At 61.7% G+C, this 17,456-nt stretch carries 16 protein-coding genes; 6 read left to right on the top strand and 10 right to left on the bottom strand.

The genetic code is table 11. The features are described 5' to 3' along the window. Positions 1-137: 137 nt before the first annotated feature. The 3 genes from fdxA to GOX01_RS03470 all read right to left on the bottom strand — a co-directional run bounded on the left by fdxA (position 138) and on the right by GOX01_RS03470 (position 3,396). Positions 138-470 carry a ferredoxin FdxA gene (fdxA, locus tag GOX01_RS03480; protein ID WP_011253433.1) on the bottom strand — a complete coding sequence of 111 codons (333 nt, stop codon included), beginning with the start codon at positions 468-470 and terminating at the stop codon, positions 138-140. A 92-nt stretch (positions 471-562) separates the two neighbouring features. Next, positions 563-841, bottom strand: a complete 279-nt coding sequence (locus GOX01_RS03475) for an RNA-binding S4 domain-containing protein (protein ID WP_011253434.1) — start codon at positions 839-841, stop codon at positions 563-565. After that, positions 838-3,396, bottom strand: coding sequence for a helicase-related protein (locus GOX01_RS03470; protein ID WP_041242788.1), 2,559 nt, complete (start codon positions 3,394-3,396; stop codon positions 838-840). Before GOX01_RS03470 ends, GOX01_RS03475 begins: the two co-directional genes overlap by 4 nt. Before the next feature lie 98 nt (positions 3,397-3,494). On the opposite strand from GOX01_RS03470, the gene GOX01_RS03465 reads away from it, so the two are divergent. Continuing rightward, positions 3,495-4,886 carry a M17 family metallopeptidase gene (locus tag GOX01_RS03465; protein WP_062269058.1) on the top strand — a complete coding sequence of 464 codons (1,392 nt, stop codon included), beginning with the start codon at positions 3,495-3,497 and terminating at the stop codon, positions 4,884-4,886. Positions 4,887-5,189: 303 nt separating this feature from the next. After that, positions 5,190-5,591, top strand: coding sequence for a MarR family transcriptional regulator (locus GOX01_RS03460; RefSeq protein WP_024717011.1), 402 nt, complete (start codon positions 5,190-5,192; stop codon positions 5,589-5,591). Positions 5,592-5,605: 14 nt separating this feature from the next. Here the strand turns inward: GOX01_RS03460 and GOX01_RS03455 are convergent, their stop codons facing one another. Further along, positions 5,606-6,577, bottom strand: a complete 972-nt coding sequence (locus GOX01_RS03455) for a glycosyltransferase family 4 protein (protein WP_011253438.1) — start codon at positions 6,575-6,577, stop codon at positions 5,606-5,608. A gap of 87 nt (positions 6,578-6,664) precedes the next feature. Here GOX01_RS03455 and GOX01_RS03450 point away from each other — a divergent pair, with 87 nt between their 5' ends. The 3 genes from GOX01_RS03450 to GOX01_RS03440 are packed head-to-tail and all read left to right on the top strand — an operon-like array spanning position 6,665 to position 10,187. Then, the gene (locus GOX01_RS03450; protein ID WP_011253439.1) at positions 6,665-8,623 is read left to right on the top strand and encodes a polysaccharide biosynthesis protein; all 1,959 of its coding nucleotides are present in this window, start codon (positions 6,665-6,667) and stop codon (positions 8,621-8,623) included. Next, on the top strand, positions 8,620-9,762 hold the full coding sequence (locus GOX01_RS03445) for a DegT/DnrJ/EryC1/StrS family aminotransferase (protein ID WP_062269055.1): 1,143 nt from the start codon (positions 8,620-8,622) through the stop codon (positions 9,760-9,762). Before GOX01_RS03450 ends, GOX01_RS03445 begins: the two co-directional genes overlap by 4 nt. Beyond that, positions 9,759-10,187 carry a hypothetical protein gene (locus GOX01_RS03440; protein ID WP_011253441.1) on the top strand — a complete coding sequence of 143 codons (429 nt, stop codon included), beginning with the start codon at positions 9,759-9,761 and terminating at the stop codon, positions 10,185-10,187. Before GOX01_RS03445 ends, GOX01_RS03440 begins: the two co-directional genes overlap by 4 nt. Positions 10,188-10,267: 80 nt before the next feature. Here the strand turns inward: GOX01_RS03440 and GOX01_RS03435 are convergent, their stop codons facing one another. From GOX01_RS03435 to GOX01_RS03425, 3 genes are all read right to left on the bottom strand, one after another. Continuing rightward, positions 10,268-11,413 carry an AI-2E family transporter gene (locus GOX01_RS03435; RefSeq protein WP_062269054.1) on the bottom strand — a complete coding sequence of 382 codons (1,146 nt, stop codon included), beginning with the start codon at positions 11,411-11,413 and terminating at the stop codon, positions 10,268-10,270. 149 nt (positions 11,414-11,562) lie between these two features. After that, positions 11,563-13,341, bottom strand: coding sequence for a Hint domain-containing protein (locus GOX01_RS03430; protein ID WP_011253443.1), 1,779 nt, complete (start codon positions 13,339-13,341; stop codon positions 11,563-11,565). Between the two features lie 240 nt (positions 13,342-13,581). Continuing rightward, positions 13,582-15,489, bottom strand: a complete 1,908-nt coding sequence (locus tag GOX01_RS03425) for an ABC-F family ATP-binding cassette domain-containing protein (protein ID WP_062269052.1) — start codon at positions 15,487-15,489, stop codon at positions 13,582-13,584. Positions 15,490-15,635: 146 nt separating this feature from the next. Here GOX01_RS03425 and ndk point away from each other — a divergent pair, with 146 nt between their 5' ends. Continuing rightward, complete coding sequence (gene ndk / locus GOX01_RS03420; RefSeq protein ID WP_011253445.1) at positions 15,636-16,058, top strand: nucleoside-diphosphate kinase; 423 nt, start codon at positions 15,636-15,638, stop codon at positions 16,056-16,058. A gap of 292 nt (positions 16,059-16,350) precedes the next feature. Here ndk and GOX01_RS13005 read toward each other — a convergent pair whose 3' ends face one another. The 3 genes from GOX01_RS13005 to GOX01_RS12995 form a co-directional block, all read right to left on the bottom strand. Further along, positions 16,351-16,566: a hypothetical protein gene (locus tag GOX01_RS13005; protein WP_196757227.1), complete on the bottom strand. Its 216-nt coding sequence runs from the start codon at positions 16,564-16,566 to the stop codon at positions 16,351-16,353. Between the two features lie 137 nt (positions 16,567-16,703). Further along, entirely contained in the window at positions 16,704-17,165 is a 462-nt protein-coding gene (locus tag GOX01_RS13000; protein WP_062269050.1) for a phytanoyl-CoA dioxygenase family protein, read from the bottom strand. Next, positions 17,144-17,456 (bottom strand): hypothetical protein (locus GOX01_RS12995; RefSeq protein ID WP_218023013.1); only part of this gene is annotated, 313 nt, incomplete at its 5' end. The genes GOX01_RS13000 and GOX01_RS12995, both read right to left, overlap by 22 nt.

Raw genomic sequence — 17,456 nt, 5'->3', positions numbered from 1 at the left:
AATCCTGCCAGCCCTTTTTTTGTGCCCGCTTTCCTTTGTGCTTCAGTCCGCTAAGGGCGCTGAGCTGGCGATCGGGCATAAAAAAAACCCGGTCTCCTGGGAGACCGGGTGAAAGATGCCGCCAAAGAAAAGCGGGGTCAGTCCTTGTGGGGCGCCTCGGACAGCATGGCGGCCTTGCCCGGCTTGTCTTTCCATTCTTCGGCGTCCGGCATGGCGTCGATCTTGCGGGTCATGTTCGGCCACTGAGTCGAATATTTCGCGTTGATCTCGATCCACGGAGCGGCGCGGTTGTCGCTGTCCGGGAAGATGGCCTCTGCCGGGCATTCCGGCTCACACACGCCGCAGTCGATGCATTCGTCAGGATTGATGACGAGGAAATTCTCACCGGCGTAGAAGCAGTCTACGGGGCAGACTTCCACGCAATCCGTGAACTTGCAGCGAATGCAGTTTTCGGTGACCACATAGGTCATTGACGTCTCCGATCGTCTTGCTGGTCCGGCATCCGGCCGGTTTCATCCGAGCGGGATGATATGCGAAGGTTTGGCCTCAGACGCAAGCATCGTCAGCCGTCTTCTGTGATGGCTTCATAAAGAAGTGCGGCTTCTTTTGCCGGACCGCGGCGTTCACCAAGATCCAAGACGCGCCACACGCGCACTTCTCCGCCAGAAACGGCCGGAAAAGTCAATATGTCGCCAACGTGAAGTTTGGCATGGGGCTTGCTGGTCGGCTGGCGGTTGATGCGGATGCGGCCTTTGCTGACGATGGCGGCGCAGAGGGGGCGCGTCTTGGCGACGCGGGCGTAATACAGCCACTGGTCCAGCCGCTGGTAGTCTTCGCTCATGGACGGATTTTTTCCCTGAGAGCTGCGAGGGCTGCGAAGGGGCTGTCGGTTCGGGGAGGGGCCGGACGTCTGGGCGGCGCGTGGTGCGGTGCGGATCTGCGCCGACGTGATGCCCGGGTCTTGCGGTCGTTCAGGATCATGAGCGGACGGGGCGGCCCTGCATGGGCGGATGAGGGGGCTTCGGCCGGCTGGTGTGCGATGCCGAGGCCTTTGAGAATGGAGGGGAGCATGTCGGCTTTCACGCCCAGTCTGGAGGCCAGGCTGACTGGGGCGGCGTGGTCGTGGCGGACGGCGAGCTGGTGCATTTCCGCGATACAGCGTTCCGCGATATCGAGGCGCAGGCCGGTGTCGCCTGCGCGGATCCAGCCGAATTGACCGTGGATCTCGCTCCAGGGCAGCGAAACGCGGCCGGGAGCGGTCGGGCGGATCGGGGTCTTGTTGTGCAGGGCATGGAGAAGGCCCAGAAGCGCGAGCGGACGGGTCCGGAAGAGGGCGGGACAGTAGATCGAGAAACGTCCGACCTCGACGCCTCCCTTGCGCAGTCTGCTTTTCAGGGCCGAGGAAAGTGCGTGGTCTTCGGGGAGGGTTTCGGTGATGCCACCGTCTTCCATGAGGCGGTGCAGGATCGCGCGGAGCTGGGGTTCGCGTTCGGCGAGGGCCTGACTGCGGTAGAGAGGCTTGAGATCCCGCTGGATGAGCTGTGCCACAAAGTCCAGCAGGCGCGTTTCGACATGGGTTTTCTGGACGGTGTCGGTGAACTCGGCCGGGAAAAGCTGGATGGCGGGGCGGAGCAGGGAGGGGCCTGCAGCGAGGCGGCCGAGGCGCGTGTCTTCCCAGAAGAGTTCGCCGTTCGTGGCGTCCAGTCTGAGGGATGTGTCGGGTGCGTCCTGCAGCAGGCGGATACGACGCGGGATTTCGTGCAGCAGGGCCTTGCGGCCGGCGCGCAGGATGATCTGGCGGTCGGGGCCTGCGGCGACATCCGTTTCCAGTGTAAAGCCACGGATGCGGCCGATACTGTGGCCTTCGACGAGGACTTCTCCGTCCGGTTTGACGGCGGAAAGCAGGCTGCGGTCGCTGTCACTGTCGAGGCGGCGAAGGAGCGTTGTGGCGCGGCGGTCCACGAAGCGGGCGGTGAGGCGTTCGTGCAGGGCGTCGGAGAGCAGGTCTTCGACTTCGCGGGCCCGTTCCTGCCACATCGTGGAGTGGCGGCTCCATTCGGTGCGAGCGGCGACGTAGGAGCAGACGCGCACGCCGGTGAGGCGGTGCATCAGCGTGTCGATATCGCCTTCGGTTTTGGCCAGGCCACGGATATGGCCTTCCATCCAGTTGGCGGGGACAGCGCCTTCCTTGAGCAGATGCATGTAAAGACGCGCGCAGAGGCGGGTGTGGCTGTCGTCGCCGAGTTTTCGGAAATCGGGGATCTGGCAGACGTCCCAGAGCAAAGCGGTGGCGCGTTTTCCGCGGGCGCTCTCGCGGATGTCCGGATCGAGCATCAGGGATTCGAGTGTGGTGACGTCCGAGGCCACGCGGCCTGCGGTCAGGCCACGCAGCGGGGGCGGCCGGGTCAGGCTTTTGAGCAGGTTTGCGGGGTTGGTGAAGTCCAGTTCGTGGTTGCGCCAGTAAAGGCGCTGGATCGGGTCGAAGCGGTGCTGCTCAACGGCTTCGACGAGGGCGCTGGACATGGGCGGGCAGTCGGCTGTGGTGCCGAAGGTGCCGTCTTTCATGCCGCGTCCGGCGCGTCCGGCGATCTGGGCGATTTCCTGCGGGAACAGGGGGCGGGGGACCGTGCCGTCGAACTTGCTGAGCTGGGCCAGGGCGACGTGATCGACGTCCATGTTCAGGCCCATGCCGATGGCGTCGGTGGCGACGAGATAATCGACTTCGCGGTTCTGGTAGAGCTCGACCTGGGCATTGCGGGTGCGGGGGCTGAGCTGACCCATGATGACCGCACAGCCGCCGCGACGTCTGCGGATGACTTCGGCCAGTGCGTAAACCTCGCTCATGGAGAAGGCGACGATGGCCGAACGGGGCGGCAGGCGGGAGAGCTTGGTGTGTCCTGTGCTGGCGAGGCTGGAGAGGCGGGTGCGAATGTCGATCTCGATGCCCGGGACGAGTTTCTGGAGCAGGGGGCGGATGGTTTCGGCGCCGAGGAAAAGCGTTTCGACCGTGCCTCTCGCGTGAAGCAGGCGGTCCGTGAAGATGTGCCCACGATCCGGATCCGAGGCGAGCTGGATTTCGTCGATGGCGACGAACTCGGCCTTGCGGTCCAGCGGCATGGCTTCGACGGTGCAGGAGAACCAGCGGGCTCCGGGCGGGACGATCTTTTCCTCGCCCGTGATAAGGGCGACGCTGCGCTCGCCCTTGATCTTCACCAGGCGCTCGTAGTTCTCCCGGGCCAGCAGGCGCAGGGGGAAGCCGATGATGCCGGACGCATGGGCCATCATGCGCGTTAAGGCATAATGGGTCTTGCCGGTATTGGTGGGGCCGAGGGCAGCACGGATGCTGGCTGGCATGGTATGATAGCTGGACGAGGTTCCGTGGAATGCACCCTTCATGTCTGAATGGTCGGGTGCCTGCGGGGCAAAAGCAAGCATCTGAAGCCCATCCGGGTGATCTTTATCGGGTCGGGCCGGTATTTGAGGAAGAAAGTCATATGAATCCGCATCCCCAGCTTCCGTTCGTGACCTCTGCCGAAGCGCCGTCGGCCCGTCTGGTGCATCTCGTGGCCTGTGAGGACAGTGCTGCGATTGCCGGGCTGCTGGGCGATCATGCGGCTTTTCTTGAAGGGCAGGGTTTTTCCGCGAAAGACGGCGCCTTCACGCTGCTGCCGGGTGAGGACGGCGTTGGCGCTGCGATTCTGTGTGTGGCATCCGCGCGGGTGAATGATCCGGCCGCTTTTGGAACGCTCGGAGCCGCTCTGCCGGACGGGGACTGGACGGTTGTCTTGCACGGGCTCGGGGAAGCGGCGCTGGAGAGTGCGCTGCTCGGGTTCTGCATGGGAACGTACCGGTTCAGCCTTGGTGAGACCAAGCCTCTGAAGACGCGGATGGTCGTGCCGGATGATGCGAAGCGGCTGGTGGCGCTGTCGAAGGCGGTCTGGTTCGGGCGTGACCTTATCAACATGCCCGCCAATCTGCTGGGGCCGCGTGAACTGGCAGATATGGCCGGGGCGGCGCTGGTGCATCGCGGGGCTACTGTCAGCATTGTCGAAGGTGATGATCTGCGGAGTGCGTATCCGTGTCTGGCGGAAGTGGGCGAGGGGTCGGAGCGCAAGCCGGTTGTGGTCGTGGCGCGGTGGAAGGCCCGTGAGGGTGCACCGCGGATTTCGCTGATCGGCAAGGGCGTGTGTTTCGATACGGGCGGGTACGATCTTAAGAGCGCTGCGGGCATGTTGCGCATGAAGAAGGACATGGGTGGCGCGGCGCTGATGCTGGCCGTCATGTGTGCTGCGATCGATCTGGGGCTGGATGTGGATCTGGAACTGCGTCTGGGCTGCGTCGAGAACAGTGTTTCGGGTCATGCCATGCGGCCGGGGGATGTGCTGCGGACGCGGAGTGGCAAGACGGTCGAAATCGGCAATACGGATGCGGAAGGGCGTCTGGTGTTGTGTGATCTGATAACGGAAGCGTCTGAGAGCCGTCCGGATGCCATTCTGGATGCTGCAACTTTGACGGGTGCCGCGCGCGTTGCACTCGGTCCGGATGTGCCGGCACTGTTCAGCAATGACGATGAACTGGCATCACTCATTCTCGAATCGGGAAAAACGACCGCCGATGTAATGTGGAGAATGCCGCTCTGGCATGGCTATGATGCATGGCTGGATAGTAAAGTGGCTGATTTCGGAAATGTGACCTCAAAGCCGATGGCGGGGGCGATTACGGCCGCGCTCTATCTTCAGAAATTCGTTCCGGACGGCCAGAAATGGGCGCATATCGACACTTATGCGTGGAATGACGGTGCCCGGCCGGGCCGTCCCGAGGGCGGAGAAGTGCTTGGTCTTCGGGCAATTCTGGAGAGTTTGTCACGAATTCATAATAATTCCTGAGCTTCCATAAAGCGTTTCACTCGGCGAACAGTGTGGCCGAGCGACGGAGTGTTGAAAGATTAGGGTGTCAAACGCGCTTCAATCAGGCATACGCCCTTTTATCGTTTCGATGCAGAGTCATCGTCCACTGGATTGTTTTGGAACCCGTATGCTTGCGTATGCGTTTCGAATCACCACTTGAATGCCACTACGGTCTCTCCGGACATGGAGAGGCAGAGACAATTTCACGTCGACCCTCATCCCGTCGGCTCCTGTTATGGGATCGGACAACAGATGAGGGAGGGACTGCTTAGGAGAGAGATCATGCCCCAGGCTACCAATGATCAGATGCTCAACCTTCTGTGCGACACCATCGTTTCCATGGTCCGCCGTGACGGACCCGACCTTTCGGCCCGCCAGCTTGCCGTCTTCCTGACCTGCTACCTGCGGGACGGGGCTCACACGGTTCGTGGCCTGGCGCTGGAACTCAAGGTGTCCAAGCCGGCCATCACCCGCGCGCTCGACCGTCTGGGCGAGCTGGATCTGGCACGCCGCAAGGTCGATCCGCTGGATCGCCGTTCGGTGCTGGTGCAGCGCACGCTGAAGGGCTCCACCTTCCTGCGTGAAATGCGCGCCGTCATGGCGGAAGCTTCCGGCACGCGCTCCACGCGCACGGAACGCGCTTCGGCTTCTGTCGAGCGTCTGAGCAGCCGTCGCGCTGGCTGATTTAAGCCGCTGGGTTACCAGCGGTCCTGCACGCGGGTTCTGGCCCGCGTGCAGACATATCCTGTCCACGCAAGCTGTGGCAGGACGATCATCAGAACCATCGTGATGATCTGACCTGTGGCGAAAGCCGCAGCGCCCCAGAGGGCAAATCCCCAATAGAGACATGTGACGAGCGGGACGGGCAGTCCTGAGCGGACGGCCAGTTGATAGAGATGGCCGCGATGGGCCTGGGCGAGCCTGTCACCGGCGCGTGCCCGGCGTACGAGCGTGAAGGTCACATCCCACAGCACGCCCGAGAGCAGGGCGATGACGAGCACGTCGCTGCCTGTGCCAAAGCCGGTCATGCCGCCCCAGGCGATGGCGAGGCCAATTGGCTGGCTGCCGACATCACCCATGAAAATCCGCGCTTTCGGGAAATTATAGGGCAGGAAGCTCAGCAGGCAGACGGCGAGCAGGACGAAGGCGACGGGCATGAGGCCCGTGCTGGCGAGAACCAGGGCGGAAATGGCCATGACGCCCGAAGCCAGTCCGTTGATGCCATCGATGAAATTGAGGGCGTTCGTGATGAAGACGGCAGCCAGCACGAAGGGGATCAGTTCGGGCAGGGTTGCGCCTGTTCCGATGGCCGCGGCGATTGCCGCCACGAACTGGGCCGCGAGTTTGTAGCGCGCGGGGAAAGGGCGGACGTCATCGAGCCATGAGACCGTGCCGAGCAGGATCATGCCGACCAGCAGCCCCGTGATGGCAGGGACGATGCGCATTGACGCGTGGGCCTCGTACAGGGCGGGGGACAGGCACAGGATGAAGGCGCCGACGATGCCGATCCCGCCGCCTTTGGGCGTCGGGCGCGTATGGGAACTGCGGGCGACGGGATGGTCCAGAACGCCCGCGCGGATCATGAGCAGGATCAGGAGATTGCACAGGACAACGGCGGCGATGCAGGCGAGCGTGACGCCGCTGGTCAGGTTCTGGAAAGAAAAGGGCATGGGACGACTTTATGGGAGGGAGGCTTTTGGCGCTATAAGGGGCGCGTGACATCCGTTCATCCTACAGGGCCCACATCCCAGGCCTCAATGCCCCCTTCAGGTCCGGCCCCGCGCTCTTCGATGCCGGCGCGGCGCATCGCTCTCAATGTGGTGCTGGATGGAGTCGTGTCCGCGGCTGCGGCGCCGGTGGCGCGCTGGCTGGCTGATCCGGCAGGGGGGTGGCTTCATCCGCTGTGGTTCATTGCCGGGGGCGGGATCACGCTGCTGGTGGGGGGGCTGCCGTTCCGTATTCCGCAGCAGTACTGGCGGTTTTCGGGTGTGGCGGACCTGTTCAATATCGCCTGTGCGTCGGTTCTGAGTGCGCTGCTGTTTGCGGAACTGCTGCATGTGGCGGGCTATCCGCTGCCGACGCCGACTTTCCCAATCATTCATGCGCTGGTCCTGCTCGTGTTTCTGGGAGCCATCCGCATGATGTGGCGTCTGGCGGCGCGGCGCAGAAGTCTGGCTCTGGATGGCGAGCGCATTCTGCTGCTCGGAGCGGATCATGAAGCCGATCTGTTCATCCGGGCGATGGAGCGGGACAGCGGGAATAACCGTCGTGTGGTGGGGCTGCTGACCGGGGGCGCGCAGCAGGCCGGACGGCGAATTCATGACTGCCCGATCCTGGGGACGATCAGTGAGACGCCTGCCATTCTGGAGCGGCTTTTCGCAGCCGGGAAACTGCCGGATGCACTTGTCATTACGGCGGGGGAAATCAAAGGCCGGGAGCTGGCCCAGATCCTTGAAGCCGCGCGGGCTTATGATATCGATGTGCAGCGCACGCCGTCGCTCACGGCATTGCAGCCGGCGGACCGGGTGGAGCTGCGGCCGATCGCGATCGAGGATCTGCTGAACCGGCCGCCTGTGGCGCTCGATTCGCAGGGGATGGCGCGGCTGATCTGTGGGCGCGTCATTGCCGTGACGGGGGCCGGGGGGAGCATTGGCTCCGAACTGGCGCGGCAGATTGCGTCTTTCCAGCCGGCCATGCTGCTGCTGATCGAGAGCAGCGAATATGCGCTGTGGCAGATCAATCTGGATATTTCCGAGCGTTTTGCAGACGTAAAGCGCCAGCAGATCATTGCGGATGTGCGTGACCGGCGGCGTATTGCTGAAGTGTTCGGACTGTACCGGCCGCATCTCGTTTTTCATGCAGCCGCGCTCAAGCATGTCCCGATCGTGGAGGACAATCCGGTTGAGGGTGTGCTGACCAATGTGATCGGCACGCGGATCGTCGCGGATGAGGCCGAGCGGGCCGGGGCGCAGGCGATGGTCATGATTTCCACGGACAAGGCGGTCAATCCGTCCAGTCTGATGGGGGCGAGCAAACGCTGTGCCGAAGTGTACGGGCAGGCGCTTGATATGCGGGCGCGGGCCGGGCAGGGCGGTATGCGCTGCGTGACCGTGCGGTTTGGCAACGTGCTGGGTTCCACGGGATCGGTCGTGCCGCTGTTCCGGCGGCAGCTTGAGCATGGTGGGCCGCTGACGGTCACGCATCCGGACATGACGCGCTATTTCATGACAGTGCCCGAGGCCGTGGGGCTGGTGTTGCAGGCGGCTGTGCGTGGGACGCATGAGCGCGCGCAGAACGATGCGACGGACCAGCGGCTCAGGCAGGGTGGTATTTTCGTGCTCGATATGGGTGATCCGGTGCGGATCATGGATCTGGCGTTTCAGATGATCCGTCTGGCCGGCTTGCGGCCGGAGACCGATATCGAGATCCGCTTTACCGGGCTGCGGCCGGGCGAAAAGCTGTTTGAAGAGCTGTTTCACGGCCGTGAGGCGCCGGTTCCGACCGATGCGCCGGGCCTGCGGATGGCGTCTCCGCGCACGGTCGATTTCAAGGTGGCGCGTGCTGCGATGGATGAGCTGGAGGCGGCCTGTCACGCGAGTGATCTGGGCGCCATCATGAGCATCCTGTACAGGCTGGTGCCCGAATTCCTTCATAACCGCGACGGCGGAATGCCGGTTGCAATGTCCCATCCCGATCCGGAGATGATAACGCCATGACAAGGCAGATTGCTTTTCTCGACCTTCCCGCCCAGCAGGCGCGGCTGAAGGGCAGCATCCAGAAACGTGTGGACGCCGTCATGGCGCATTGCCGTTTCGTGCTTGGTCCTGAAGTGCAGGAACTGGAGCAGCGTCTGGCGGAGTTCGGCGGTGCGAAACATGCAATCGGCGTGTCGTCCGGGACGGATGCGCTGCTGATGGTGCTGATGGGTGAGGAAATCGGTCCGGGAGACGCAGTGTTCCTGCCGGCCTTCACCTATACGGCAACGGCGGAAGTCGTACTGCTTCTGGGCGGCACGCCGGTTTTTGTGGATGTAGATCCGCAGACCTTTCAGATCAGTCTTGAGTCGCTGAAGGAGCGGCTTGAGGCCGTGCGTCAGGCCGGGGAGCTGGAGCCGCGGGTCGTGATCGGGGTGGATCTGTTTGGTCAGCCCGCGCCCTGGGACGAACTGAAAGCCTGGACGGCGCAGCAAGATCTGACACTGGTGGCCGATTGCGCGCAGTCTTTTGGTGCGACCTATCATGGCCGCCGTCTGGGGCATGAGGCGACGGCAACGACGCTGTCCTTCTTCCCGTCGAAGCCGCTGGGCGGTTACGGGGATGGCGGTGCGATCCTGACGGATGATGACGACCTGGCGGCGCTGTATCATTCCCTGCGCACGCATGGGGAAGGCCGCACACGTTATGAAGTCGAGCGGATCGGCATCAACGGGCGTCTGGATACGCTTCAGGCTGCGGTGCTTCTGGCGAAGCTCGATGTGTTCGGGGACGAGCTGAAGCGTCGGGATGCGATTGCTTCGGCCTATGATGCTGCCATGCCGGAAGGCATTGTTCCGCCTGTGCGCGTTGCCAACAGCGAGAGTGCCTGGGCGATTTATACGATCCTGTTGTCGGATGCGGGCAAGCGGGATTCGCTTCAGGCGTTCCTGAAAGATGCGGGTGTTCCGACGGCCATTTATTATCCCAAGCCGCTTCATCGTCAGCCGGCCTATGCGCCGCATCATGATGGTGCCTCGCTGCCGGTGGCCGAAGGGCTCGGTGCGCGGGTTCTGGCCCTTCCCATTCATCCCGAACTGACGGACGATGACGTCAGCTACATCATTGCAGCCCTTAACCGCTGGGCAGGAGAACAGGCGTGAGACGTGAACAGAAACTTCTGCTGGTTTTTGCGGCCCTTGTTCTCATTCCGGTGGGCATCATCTGGTTCGTGACCTGGCCGCTGCTGCATCCCTGGAAATTTCCGGAAGTGACGGCGGGGCAGCTGAGCGCGCCCGTCAGTCGTGAACTCACGGCGGATGAGGTTCAGAAGGTCAATCTGTGGCTGCAGTCGCATGAGACGGCATGGGGACCGTCGGGTGAGCGTCCGCCTGCACCGGGTCAGGTCATTCTGGAAATGACTACGGCGCAGGGGCAGCCGGTCATCGTGTCCATCTGGAAGCACAAGAAGCAGGACGACATTATCGGTGTTCAGCTTGAAAAGAACGGCCCGTACCGGATGAATGCCTTTCCGGATGCGCAGGTCATGGCGCTTCAGCCGGATGGTGCGCAGCAGCCTGCGAAGTAAGAAGCCGAGAACGGTTCAGGCATGAAAAAGACCGGCCTCCTTTGGGAGTGCCGGTCTTTTTTTGTCCTTATGGAGAGGACTTACTTCTGCTGTTTTTCTTCCTGTTCCGTGACTTCGCCGACGGCGCGGCGGGTCTGGTTTTCGTCTTCAAGCGGGGCCGTGGCCTTGTCGCCCATGGCCAGCAGGGCGGCCGTGATGGGGGACGCCAGGATCAGGCCGGGCGCGCCGAGGATGGAGCCGAAGACCGTCTGCGAGAGGATGGCGAGGGCGGGGGGCATGTGAACCGCGCGGCGCTGGATCAGCGGGGCGAGGACATTGCCCTCGAAGAACTGGATCACGCAGTACAGGATGCCGACAAACAGGGCTTCGTGGGTGCCGAGGGACAGGCCCAGCAGGACGGCGGGGACTGCGCCGAGAATGGCTCCGATATAGGGAATGAAGTTGCACAGGCCCGCCACGACGCCGAGCGCCAGGGCCAGCGGGATCCCGATCAGCGAGAGGCCGATCCCCGACAGCATTCCAACCACCAGCATGTCCAGCGCCTGTCCGGCGGTCCAGGCCCGGAGGGTGGAGCCGGCGGTCAGCATCAGTTCCCGGGCGGCAGGACGGTGCTGCGTGGGGACGAGGCGCAGCATGCCATCGATATAGACGGCCGGGCTCAGTGCGAAATACAGCCCCGCGATCAGGACCACCAGAAGGGTTCCGAGGATGCCGAACACGGAGCTGAGCAGTCCCGTGACCGAGCCTGCGAGGCCTGAGCCCAGTGAGCCGAGGCTCGCGGTGCTCGCAGCATTGCCGCCCAGCGACGAGGGCAGGTGATCGAGGACCATCTGGCCGAGCGTTGAGCCGGAGAGATGGGTGCGCAGTTCACCGGACTGGGTGATGAGGGCCTGTTTGAGGCGGATGAACTGGTCGCTGATGGCCGGGCCGCTGTACCAGCCCAGACCGAACAGGGCCACGAGGATCACGACAGTGACCAGGGCGACCGCTCCCTGATACGGGATGACGGAAACATGACGCCGGAGCATGCGCGCAAGTCCATGCAGGACGATCGCCACGAGGGCTGAGGCGAAGATTACGGCCAGGACGTCGCCGATCAGCCAGATCGCCAGCAGGCCCAGTGTGAGGGTCAGTGCGATGCGCAGCAGACCGGCGATTCTGGACAGTTCCCGCGCGCGAGGTTCCGTCTCGCTACGTTCTGCCGGATCGGAAAAGGAGATGGGCATGGGGAAGGTCTGTCCTTGGTCAGTCGTTGCCGACTGGCTTATGGGCAGAGGGAAGGGGGGTCAATGGTCCCCCTTCTTTTGCCGGCTGTGCGCCGACATTGCCGGGCCCGGACGGACTGTCCGGGACCCGGGCTGGTCCCTGTCTGGTCTCAGGCGAGCCGGGCGACCGGAGCGGTGGTGTCTTCGACGGTGTAGGGGCCGGCTGCCACGATCTGCAGGGTCAGGACCGCTGCTGTCATGGTGTCGAGGCTCAGCGTGGCGTTGTCGGCCGTCCAGCGCATGGGGGCGGCTTCACGGCCATGCCATCCATCCGCGTCCGTCGTGAGGTGCGTGGTGACCTGACGGGTGGAGGCGCTTTCGAACAGCGTCACGTCACCGATCAGAACGCCGAGGTCGCGGCGGTCGTCGAGGAACGGTCCGACCACGTCACAGGGACGGCTGGTGCGGGACAGGATGCGGACATCGCTGACACCGTCCGGCAGGCTGAAGACGGCACGGTCATTGGCGATGCGGCTCGGGGCGAGCAGCGTTCCGCAGGGCAACTGCAGGCGTAGTTCGGCATCCGTGGTCGTCGCTGCGGGAGCGGCGGTCACGTTGCTGCGGGCTGCGATGGCCGTCCAGACCGGCTCGACGCGGGCGCGATCGGTCACCAGTTCTGCAGCGGCATCGTGTTCCCAGCTTGCGGGGGCGCCACCGAAGGCAACGACGCGGCCGGTCTGCGTGAAGCTGCGACGGTTGCCGGTGTCGAGATACGATTCCGTTGCCAGGCCGTTGGCGAGAATGACGGAATGGCCGTCCGTCTCGACATGCAGGTAGTCGTAGGCCGTGATGGCGTAATCCCAGACGATGGAAGCACCGTTGACCAGCATGCGGGCTGGAATGAAGCCGCCATCGAGGAACAGGCAGTGCTCGCCGGTGACCAGAAGGTCGGTATGCGGAACACCATCGGCGATCGCATTGGCGCGGATGCGGACTGGATAGCCGGCCTGGTCGTCGGGGAGACCGGCGCGGACGCGGGCATGGGCGCGGCCAACCCAGGTCAGGGTGCGGGTCTGGCCGTCCGGGGTGACGACGCTGTCGCCGATCTCGAACGTCTCGACGGCGCGCTCGCCATCGGGTGTGGCGATCAGGGTGCCCGGCAGGAAGCAGACTTCCTGGAGATGGACGAGCGTGCTGCCGTCGCTGTCGCGCGACAGGGTCACGGTCTGCCCTGCGTAGCCGCTGTAATTGTCAGCCAGCTTGAAGGAAATCTTCCCGTGATCGCTGGTGATGACCAGATAGTCGTTGCTGATCGTGGCCGTCGTGCTGCTGTTGTAGCGCAGGAAGTTCAGGTCGAGCGTGCTGCCCGTGTAGAGCTTCGTGTTCTGGACGACGGAGCCGAAATTCACGACCAGCGTGCCACCGTTCAGAACCGAGGCGTTGCTGACGGTGCCCCAGCTCGAGACGGCAAGCGTGCCGCCGGCGCCGATGGTCGTGCCGTTTGCCTGGCCTGTCAGCACGTACTGCGTGCTGCCCTTGCCGACTGTCGTGTTGGTGGCGGTGCCGCCGAACACGACCTGATCGCCGCCGTTGAGGACGGTCTGCGTCGTGCTGCCGTTGGTGTAAACGGCTTCGATGCCGCCGCTTCCGACCGTCGTGTCGGAGGACGTGCCGCCCGAAATGATGGCCTGAAGGCTGTCACGGCTGATCGTGGCGTAGCTGGATGACCCGCCATATCCGACAACGACGGTGCCGCCATTCACAATGGATGTCTTCGTGATGGAATCGCCATTGAGGACATACAGAACCCGGCCACAGCCGCTGACCGTCAGGCCGGAAGCAGACTGGGCGTGATGCGGACTGTAGGAGCAGCCGTTCGCGTCGTAGGAGGGAGAATGGAAGGGACGGCCGTAATAGCAGTCGGATGGAGCGTGATATTCGCGGGTCATGTGCTGAGTTCCTGTATAACGGCAGGTTTTTAGAGCTGGAGGTTCCTTCCATTCCGAGACCCGCATGTCGGATTGGAAAGAGTGCCTGATTGTAGTGACAGGTCAGGAACACCCTGCAGCTGTTGCCGGTCAGGACCGAAACAGGATGTTAACCCCCTGGAGACCCTATATCTCCCATAGTAGTTAACAAATAACAAATCATTTTTGTTAAGAGTTTCCTGTCAAGGAAATCTCAGGGCCTCAGCCGGTGGCATTTTCAAGCTCTGCCTGGGCCTCGAGCCAGCTTTCCTCAACGGTTTCCAGGGTGGCGTTGAGCGCGGCGAGATGGACGTTCAGGGACGTCACTTCCGCGGCATCGCCGGACTGATAGAGGGCCGGATTGGCGAGTCTGGCCTCGATTTTCGTCTTCTCGCCGGTGAGCTGGGCCATTTTGCTCTCCGCGTCGCGGATTTTGCGGCGCAGGGGCGCGAGGGCGCGGGTCTGTTCCTTGCGGTCGATCCGCTTCTGGGCCGACGAGGAGCCGCTGTTTTCTGATGTCGTGGCGGCCTTGTTGCGTTCGGCCATTTCAGCACGGGCTTTGCGGGCGCGTTCGAGGAGCCAGGCGCGGTATTCGGCCATGTCACCCTCGAAGGGAGCGATCGTGCCGTCTTCGACCAGCCAGAAGCGGTCGGCGACCGATTCCACGAGATGGCTGTCATGACTGATGAGGACGACCGCGCCCTCGAACTCTGACAGGGCGCGGATCAGGGCGTCACGTGCATCGAGATCTAGATGGTTGGTTGGCTCATCGAGGATCAGCAGGTGCGGGGCTTCGCGGGTGGACAGGGCGAGAAGCAGACGGGCCTTTTCGCCGCCTGAAAGTTCTCCGACCTTGGTTTCCGCGCGATTTTCATCGAGGCCGAACCGGGCGAGCTGGGCTCGGACAGCGGCGGGAAGCGCGTCCGGCATGGCGCGGCTCATATGGTCGATAGGCGTATCGGTCAGGACGAGTTCGTCGCTCTGGTGCTGGGCGAAATAGCCGATCTTCAGCTTGGGAGAATGGATGTAGGTGCCCGACATGGGCTCCAGCCGACCGGCCAGCAGCTTGGCGAAGGTGGATTTGCCGCGGCCGTTCTGTCCGAGCAGGGCAATCCGGTCTTCCATGTCCAGACGCTGGTTCAGGCCCTTGAGCACGACGCGCCCGTCATAGCCGAGACTGACATTGTTCAGGCTCAGCATTGGCGGGGGCAGGGGCTGCGGCTCGGGGAAGGAGAAGCGGGTGGGAGTGTCTTCCACGACGCTGTCGATCTGGGGCAGGCGTTCGAGGGCTTTCAGGCGGGCCTGAGCCTGCTTGGCTTTCGTGGCCTTGGCGCGGAAGCGGTCCACGAAGGACTGCATATGGGCGCGCTGGGCGGCGATGCGTTCGGCGGCGCGGTTCTGCTGGAGGGCCTGTTCCGTGCGGATGCGGACGAAATTGTCGTAACCGCCGGGTGTGACGCTGATTTTTTGGTGATCGAGATGGGCAATGGCGTCGACTGTGTTGTCGAGCAGGGAGCGGTCATGGCTGACGATGATCGCGGCACCGGAGAACTTCGCGAGCCAGGATTCCAGCCAGAGCGTGGCTTCGATGTCGAGATGGTTGGTCGGTTCGTCGAGCAGCAGCAGATCGGGGTTCAGGAACAGCGCCGTGGCAAGCGACACGCGCATCCGCCAGCCGCCCGAGAAGTCCGAGACGGCGCGGTTCTGGGCGTCCTGATCGAAGCCGAGGCCGGAGAGGATGGCACCCGCGCGAGCGGGGGCCGTATAGGCGTCGATGGCGATGAGGCGTTCGTGGACGTCGGCGATGCGGACCGGATCGGTCGCGGTTTCGGCTTCCGCAAGCAGGCGCGTGCGTTCGAGATCGCCTTCGAGGACCGTATCGAGGATGGAGGTGCTGCCTGAGGGCGTTTCCTGTTTGACGCGGCCCATCGTGGCGCGGGCGGCGAGGGTGATGGTGCCGCCATCGGGGGCGAAATCACCGGCGATTGCGGCCAGAAGGGTAGATTTTCCAGCGCCGTTCTTGCCGATCAGACCGATCTTGCGTCCCGGATCCACGCTGAGGGACGCATTGTCTAGCAGGGTGCGGCCCGCGATGCGGAGGGTCAGGTCGGTGATGGTGAGCAGGCTCACGGGCGCCTCGATCAGTCGGAAGAAAAGAAACAGGGGACGTTAAAATACTGCGACAGACCTATCAGGAACGATGAATTTGCTCTAGTGGAACGGCGGTATTTACCCGCTGGTCCCGGAAGGGACCGGTCCTAACCAGGAGAAGAAAGATGGCTCTCGAGCGCACGCTTTCCATCATCAAGCCCGACGCAACCAAGCGTAACCTGACCGGCAAGATCAATGCCGTGTTCGAAGGCGCTGGCCTGCGTATCGTTGCCCAGAAGCGCATCCAGCTGACCGAGAAGCAGGCTGGCGCTTTCTATGCGGTTCACAAGGAGCGTCCGTTCTACGGCAGCCTCGTGTCCTCCATGATTGCCGAGCCGGTTGTCGTTCAGGTTCTTCAGGGCGAGAACGCCGTTGCGAAGAACCGCGAAGTCATGGGTGCGACGAACCCGGCCGACGCTGCTGAAGGCACCGTCCGCAAGCTGTTCGCCGAGAGCATCGAAGCCAACTCCGTGCATGGTTCGGACAGCCTTGAGAACGCGAAGAACGAGATCTCCTTCTTCTTCGCCGAGACAGAAATCCTGCCGTAATCTGCGGCTGGGACTTTCTGTCCTGAAGGAAAGGCGCGGGCTTCGGTCCGCGCCTTTTTTGTAATGTAGAATTATGGAAGTTGCTTGGCTGTTTCCGTAGCCTCTGCAACGTGGCTATGAGTTGATATTCGGTCAGATCCTGGACGCATTCTGGCAGGTATTCCAAAACGCGGTCATGCCAGCGCAGAAAATCAACCCATAGCCTCTTCTTTCCTCATGGGGGCGAGAGGAAAGAACATAAAAACGATGACTTATCGCGAGAGATCAACTGGTGTGAGTTATGAGAATTAGATCACCATTCTCGTCCCTCTTTGATACCATGCATCAGGTAATGCTTGATCGGATTAATTCCGGCTCTGTGCACGTCCGGGTTTTTGCTCAGGTAATCATTGCCATTGAAATCGGAAGGAAGAATTCTTTCCATCTGCTTTTCTCTGGACATAATATCTTTTGATACAAAGTGTTTTGAATATTTGTTTTCTTTTACTTCGCCTGTACCGATGTCCATTGGTTCCCTGTAATGAATTGATCCAAAAATCGGGTCAGACAGCATAGGTGTATAATAAACGCATTCATCAAAAAAATAATGTGTAACCTGACTCCATCTCGTCCTGTTGGGATCCTTGTGTAACGTCCCGCCATGTATCAAATTGGATGCCCAGATGAGGGCCTGTCCTTTTTTATTGTCAGAATTTCTCTTTTGATGTCGAGCTTGTCCATGAGTATTTTCCACAAAGACTCATAGTTCTTGTAGTGCTCGATTGGAGAATTGTTGGTGATAGATAATTCTCCGAGATTCTCATTGATATAAGAGGGAATTTTATGGCTCTTGGGCCAGTATTCCAGAGTTCCGTTGTCTTCATCAACATCTTCCAGGGCGACCCAGACACCGCACATAAACCGTTCGGGAACAGAAGAGAAATGGGCATGGTCGGAATGCATGTGCTGCTGGGTTCCAACCGGAAAATTCAGGCTCTGGAAAGGGAAGGCCTTTTTTCCATAAACTCTCGAGAGAATGTCTAGGATCGTCTGATTTGCAGCTATGGATTTTACGTCTTCATTCGAAACCCAGGCATCCTGAATTCTCAGACCCTGATTTTTTTCCATAGGTTGTCGCGCCAGTATCCGAAATCGAAACTTTCGGACAGATCATTCCTAATTCTGTTTGCTTTTTGCGCAAAATCCGCGTCAGGAAAATCTATGATGGCGTAGCCATTTTCTCTTAATGAGGAAGCGATTTCCCTGGTTTGTGCATCGAAATTTTTTTCGACAGTAATTTCATCAAAAAACGGCGAGTCAATATAGGGGACCCCCGGGAGAATATCTGCATAATTCATTGTATGCTTGTCCTTGGTCATAATAAAAATTTCTAGGTGTTTGGTCCCGGGGTTTGATGGG

The sequence above is a fragment of the Gluconobacter oxydans genome (assembly GCF_006539685.1).
Classification (GTDB): domain Bacteria; phylum Pseudomonadota; class Alphaproteobacteria; order Acetobacterales; family Acetobacteraceae; genus Gluconobacter; species Gluconobacter oxydans.
This window is presented reverse-complemented; position numbering and strand designations above follow the sequence as displayed.

Bases quoted from the DNA above. Each gene is read 5' to 3' on its own strand.
- fdxA (WP_011253433.1), bottom strand. From the start codon at position 470: ATGACCTATGTGGTCACCGAAAACTGCATTCGCTGCAAGTTCACGGAT.
- GOX01_RS03475 (WP_011253434.1), bottom strand. From the start codon at position 841: ATGAGCGAAGACTACCAGCGGCTGGACCAGTGGCTGTATTACGCCCGC.
- GOX01_RS03470 (WP_041242788.1), bottom strand. From the start codon at position 3,396: ATGAAGGGTGCATTCCACGGAACCTCGTCCAGCTATCATACCATGCCA.
- GOX01_RS03465 (WP_062269058.1), top strand. From the start codon at position 3,495: ATGAATCCGCATCCCCAGCTTCCGTTCGTGACCTCTGCCGAAGCGCCG.
- GOX01_RS03460 (WP_024717011.1), top strand. From the start codon at position 5,190: ATGCCCCAGGCTACCAATGATCAGATGCTCAACCTTCTGTGCGACACC.
- GOX01_RS03455 (WP_011253438.1), bottom strand. From the start codon at position 6,577: ATGCCCTTTTCTTTCCAGAACCTGACCAGCGGCGTCACGCTCGCCTGC.
- GOX01_RS03450 (WP_011253439.1), top strand. From the start codon at position 6,665: ATGCCCCCTTCAGGTCCGGCCCCGCGCTCTTCGATGCCGGCGCGGCGC.
- GOX01_RS03445 (WP_062269055.1), top strand. From the start codon at position 8,620: ATGACAAGGCAGATTGCTTTTCTCGACCTTCCCGCCCAGCAGGCGCGG.
- GOX01_RS03435 (WP_062269054.1), bottom strand. From the start codon at position 11,413: ATGCCCATCTCCTTTTCCGATCCGGCAGAACGTAGCGAGACGGAACCT.
- GOX01_RS03430 (WP_011253443.1), bottom strand. From the start codon at position 13,341: ATGACCCGCGAATATCACGCTCCATCCGACTGCTATTACGGCCGTCCC.
- ndk (WP_011253445.1), top strand. From the start codon at position 15,636: ATGGCTCTCGAGCGCACGCTTTCCATCATCAAGCCCGACGCAACCAAG.
- GOX01_RS13005 (WP_196757227.1), bottom strand. From the start codon at position 16,566: ATGGACATCGGTACAGGCGAAGTAAAAGAAAACAAATATTCAAAACAC.
- GOX01_RS13000 (WP_062269050.1), bottom strand. From the start codon at position 17,165: ATGGAAAAAAATCAGGGTCTGAGAATTCAGGATGCCTGGGTTTCGAAT.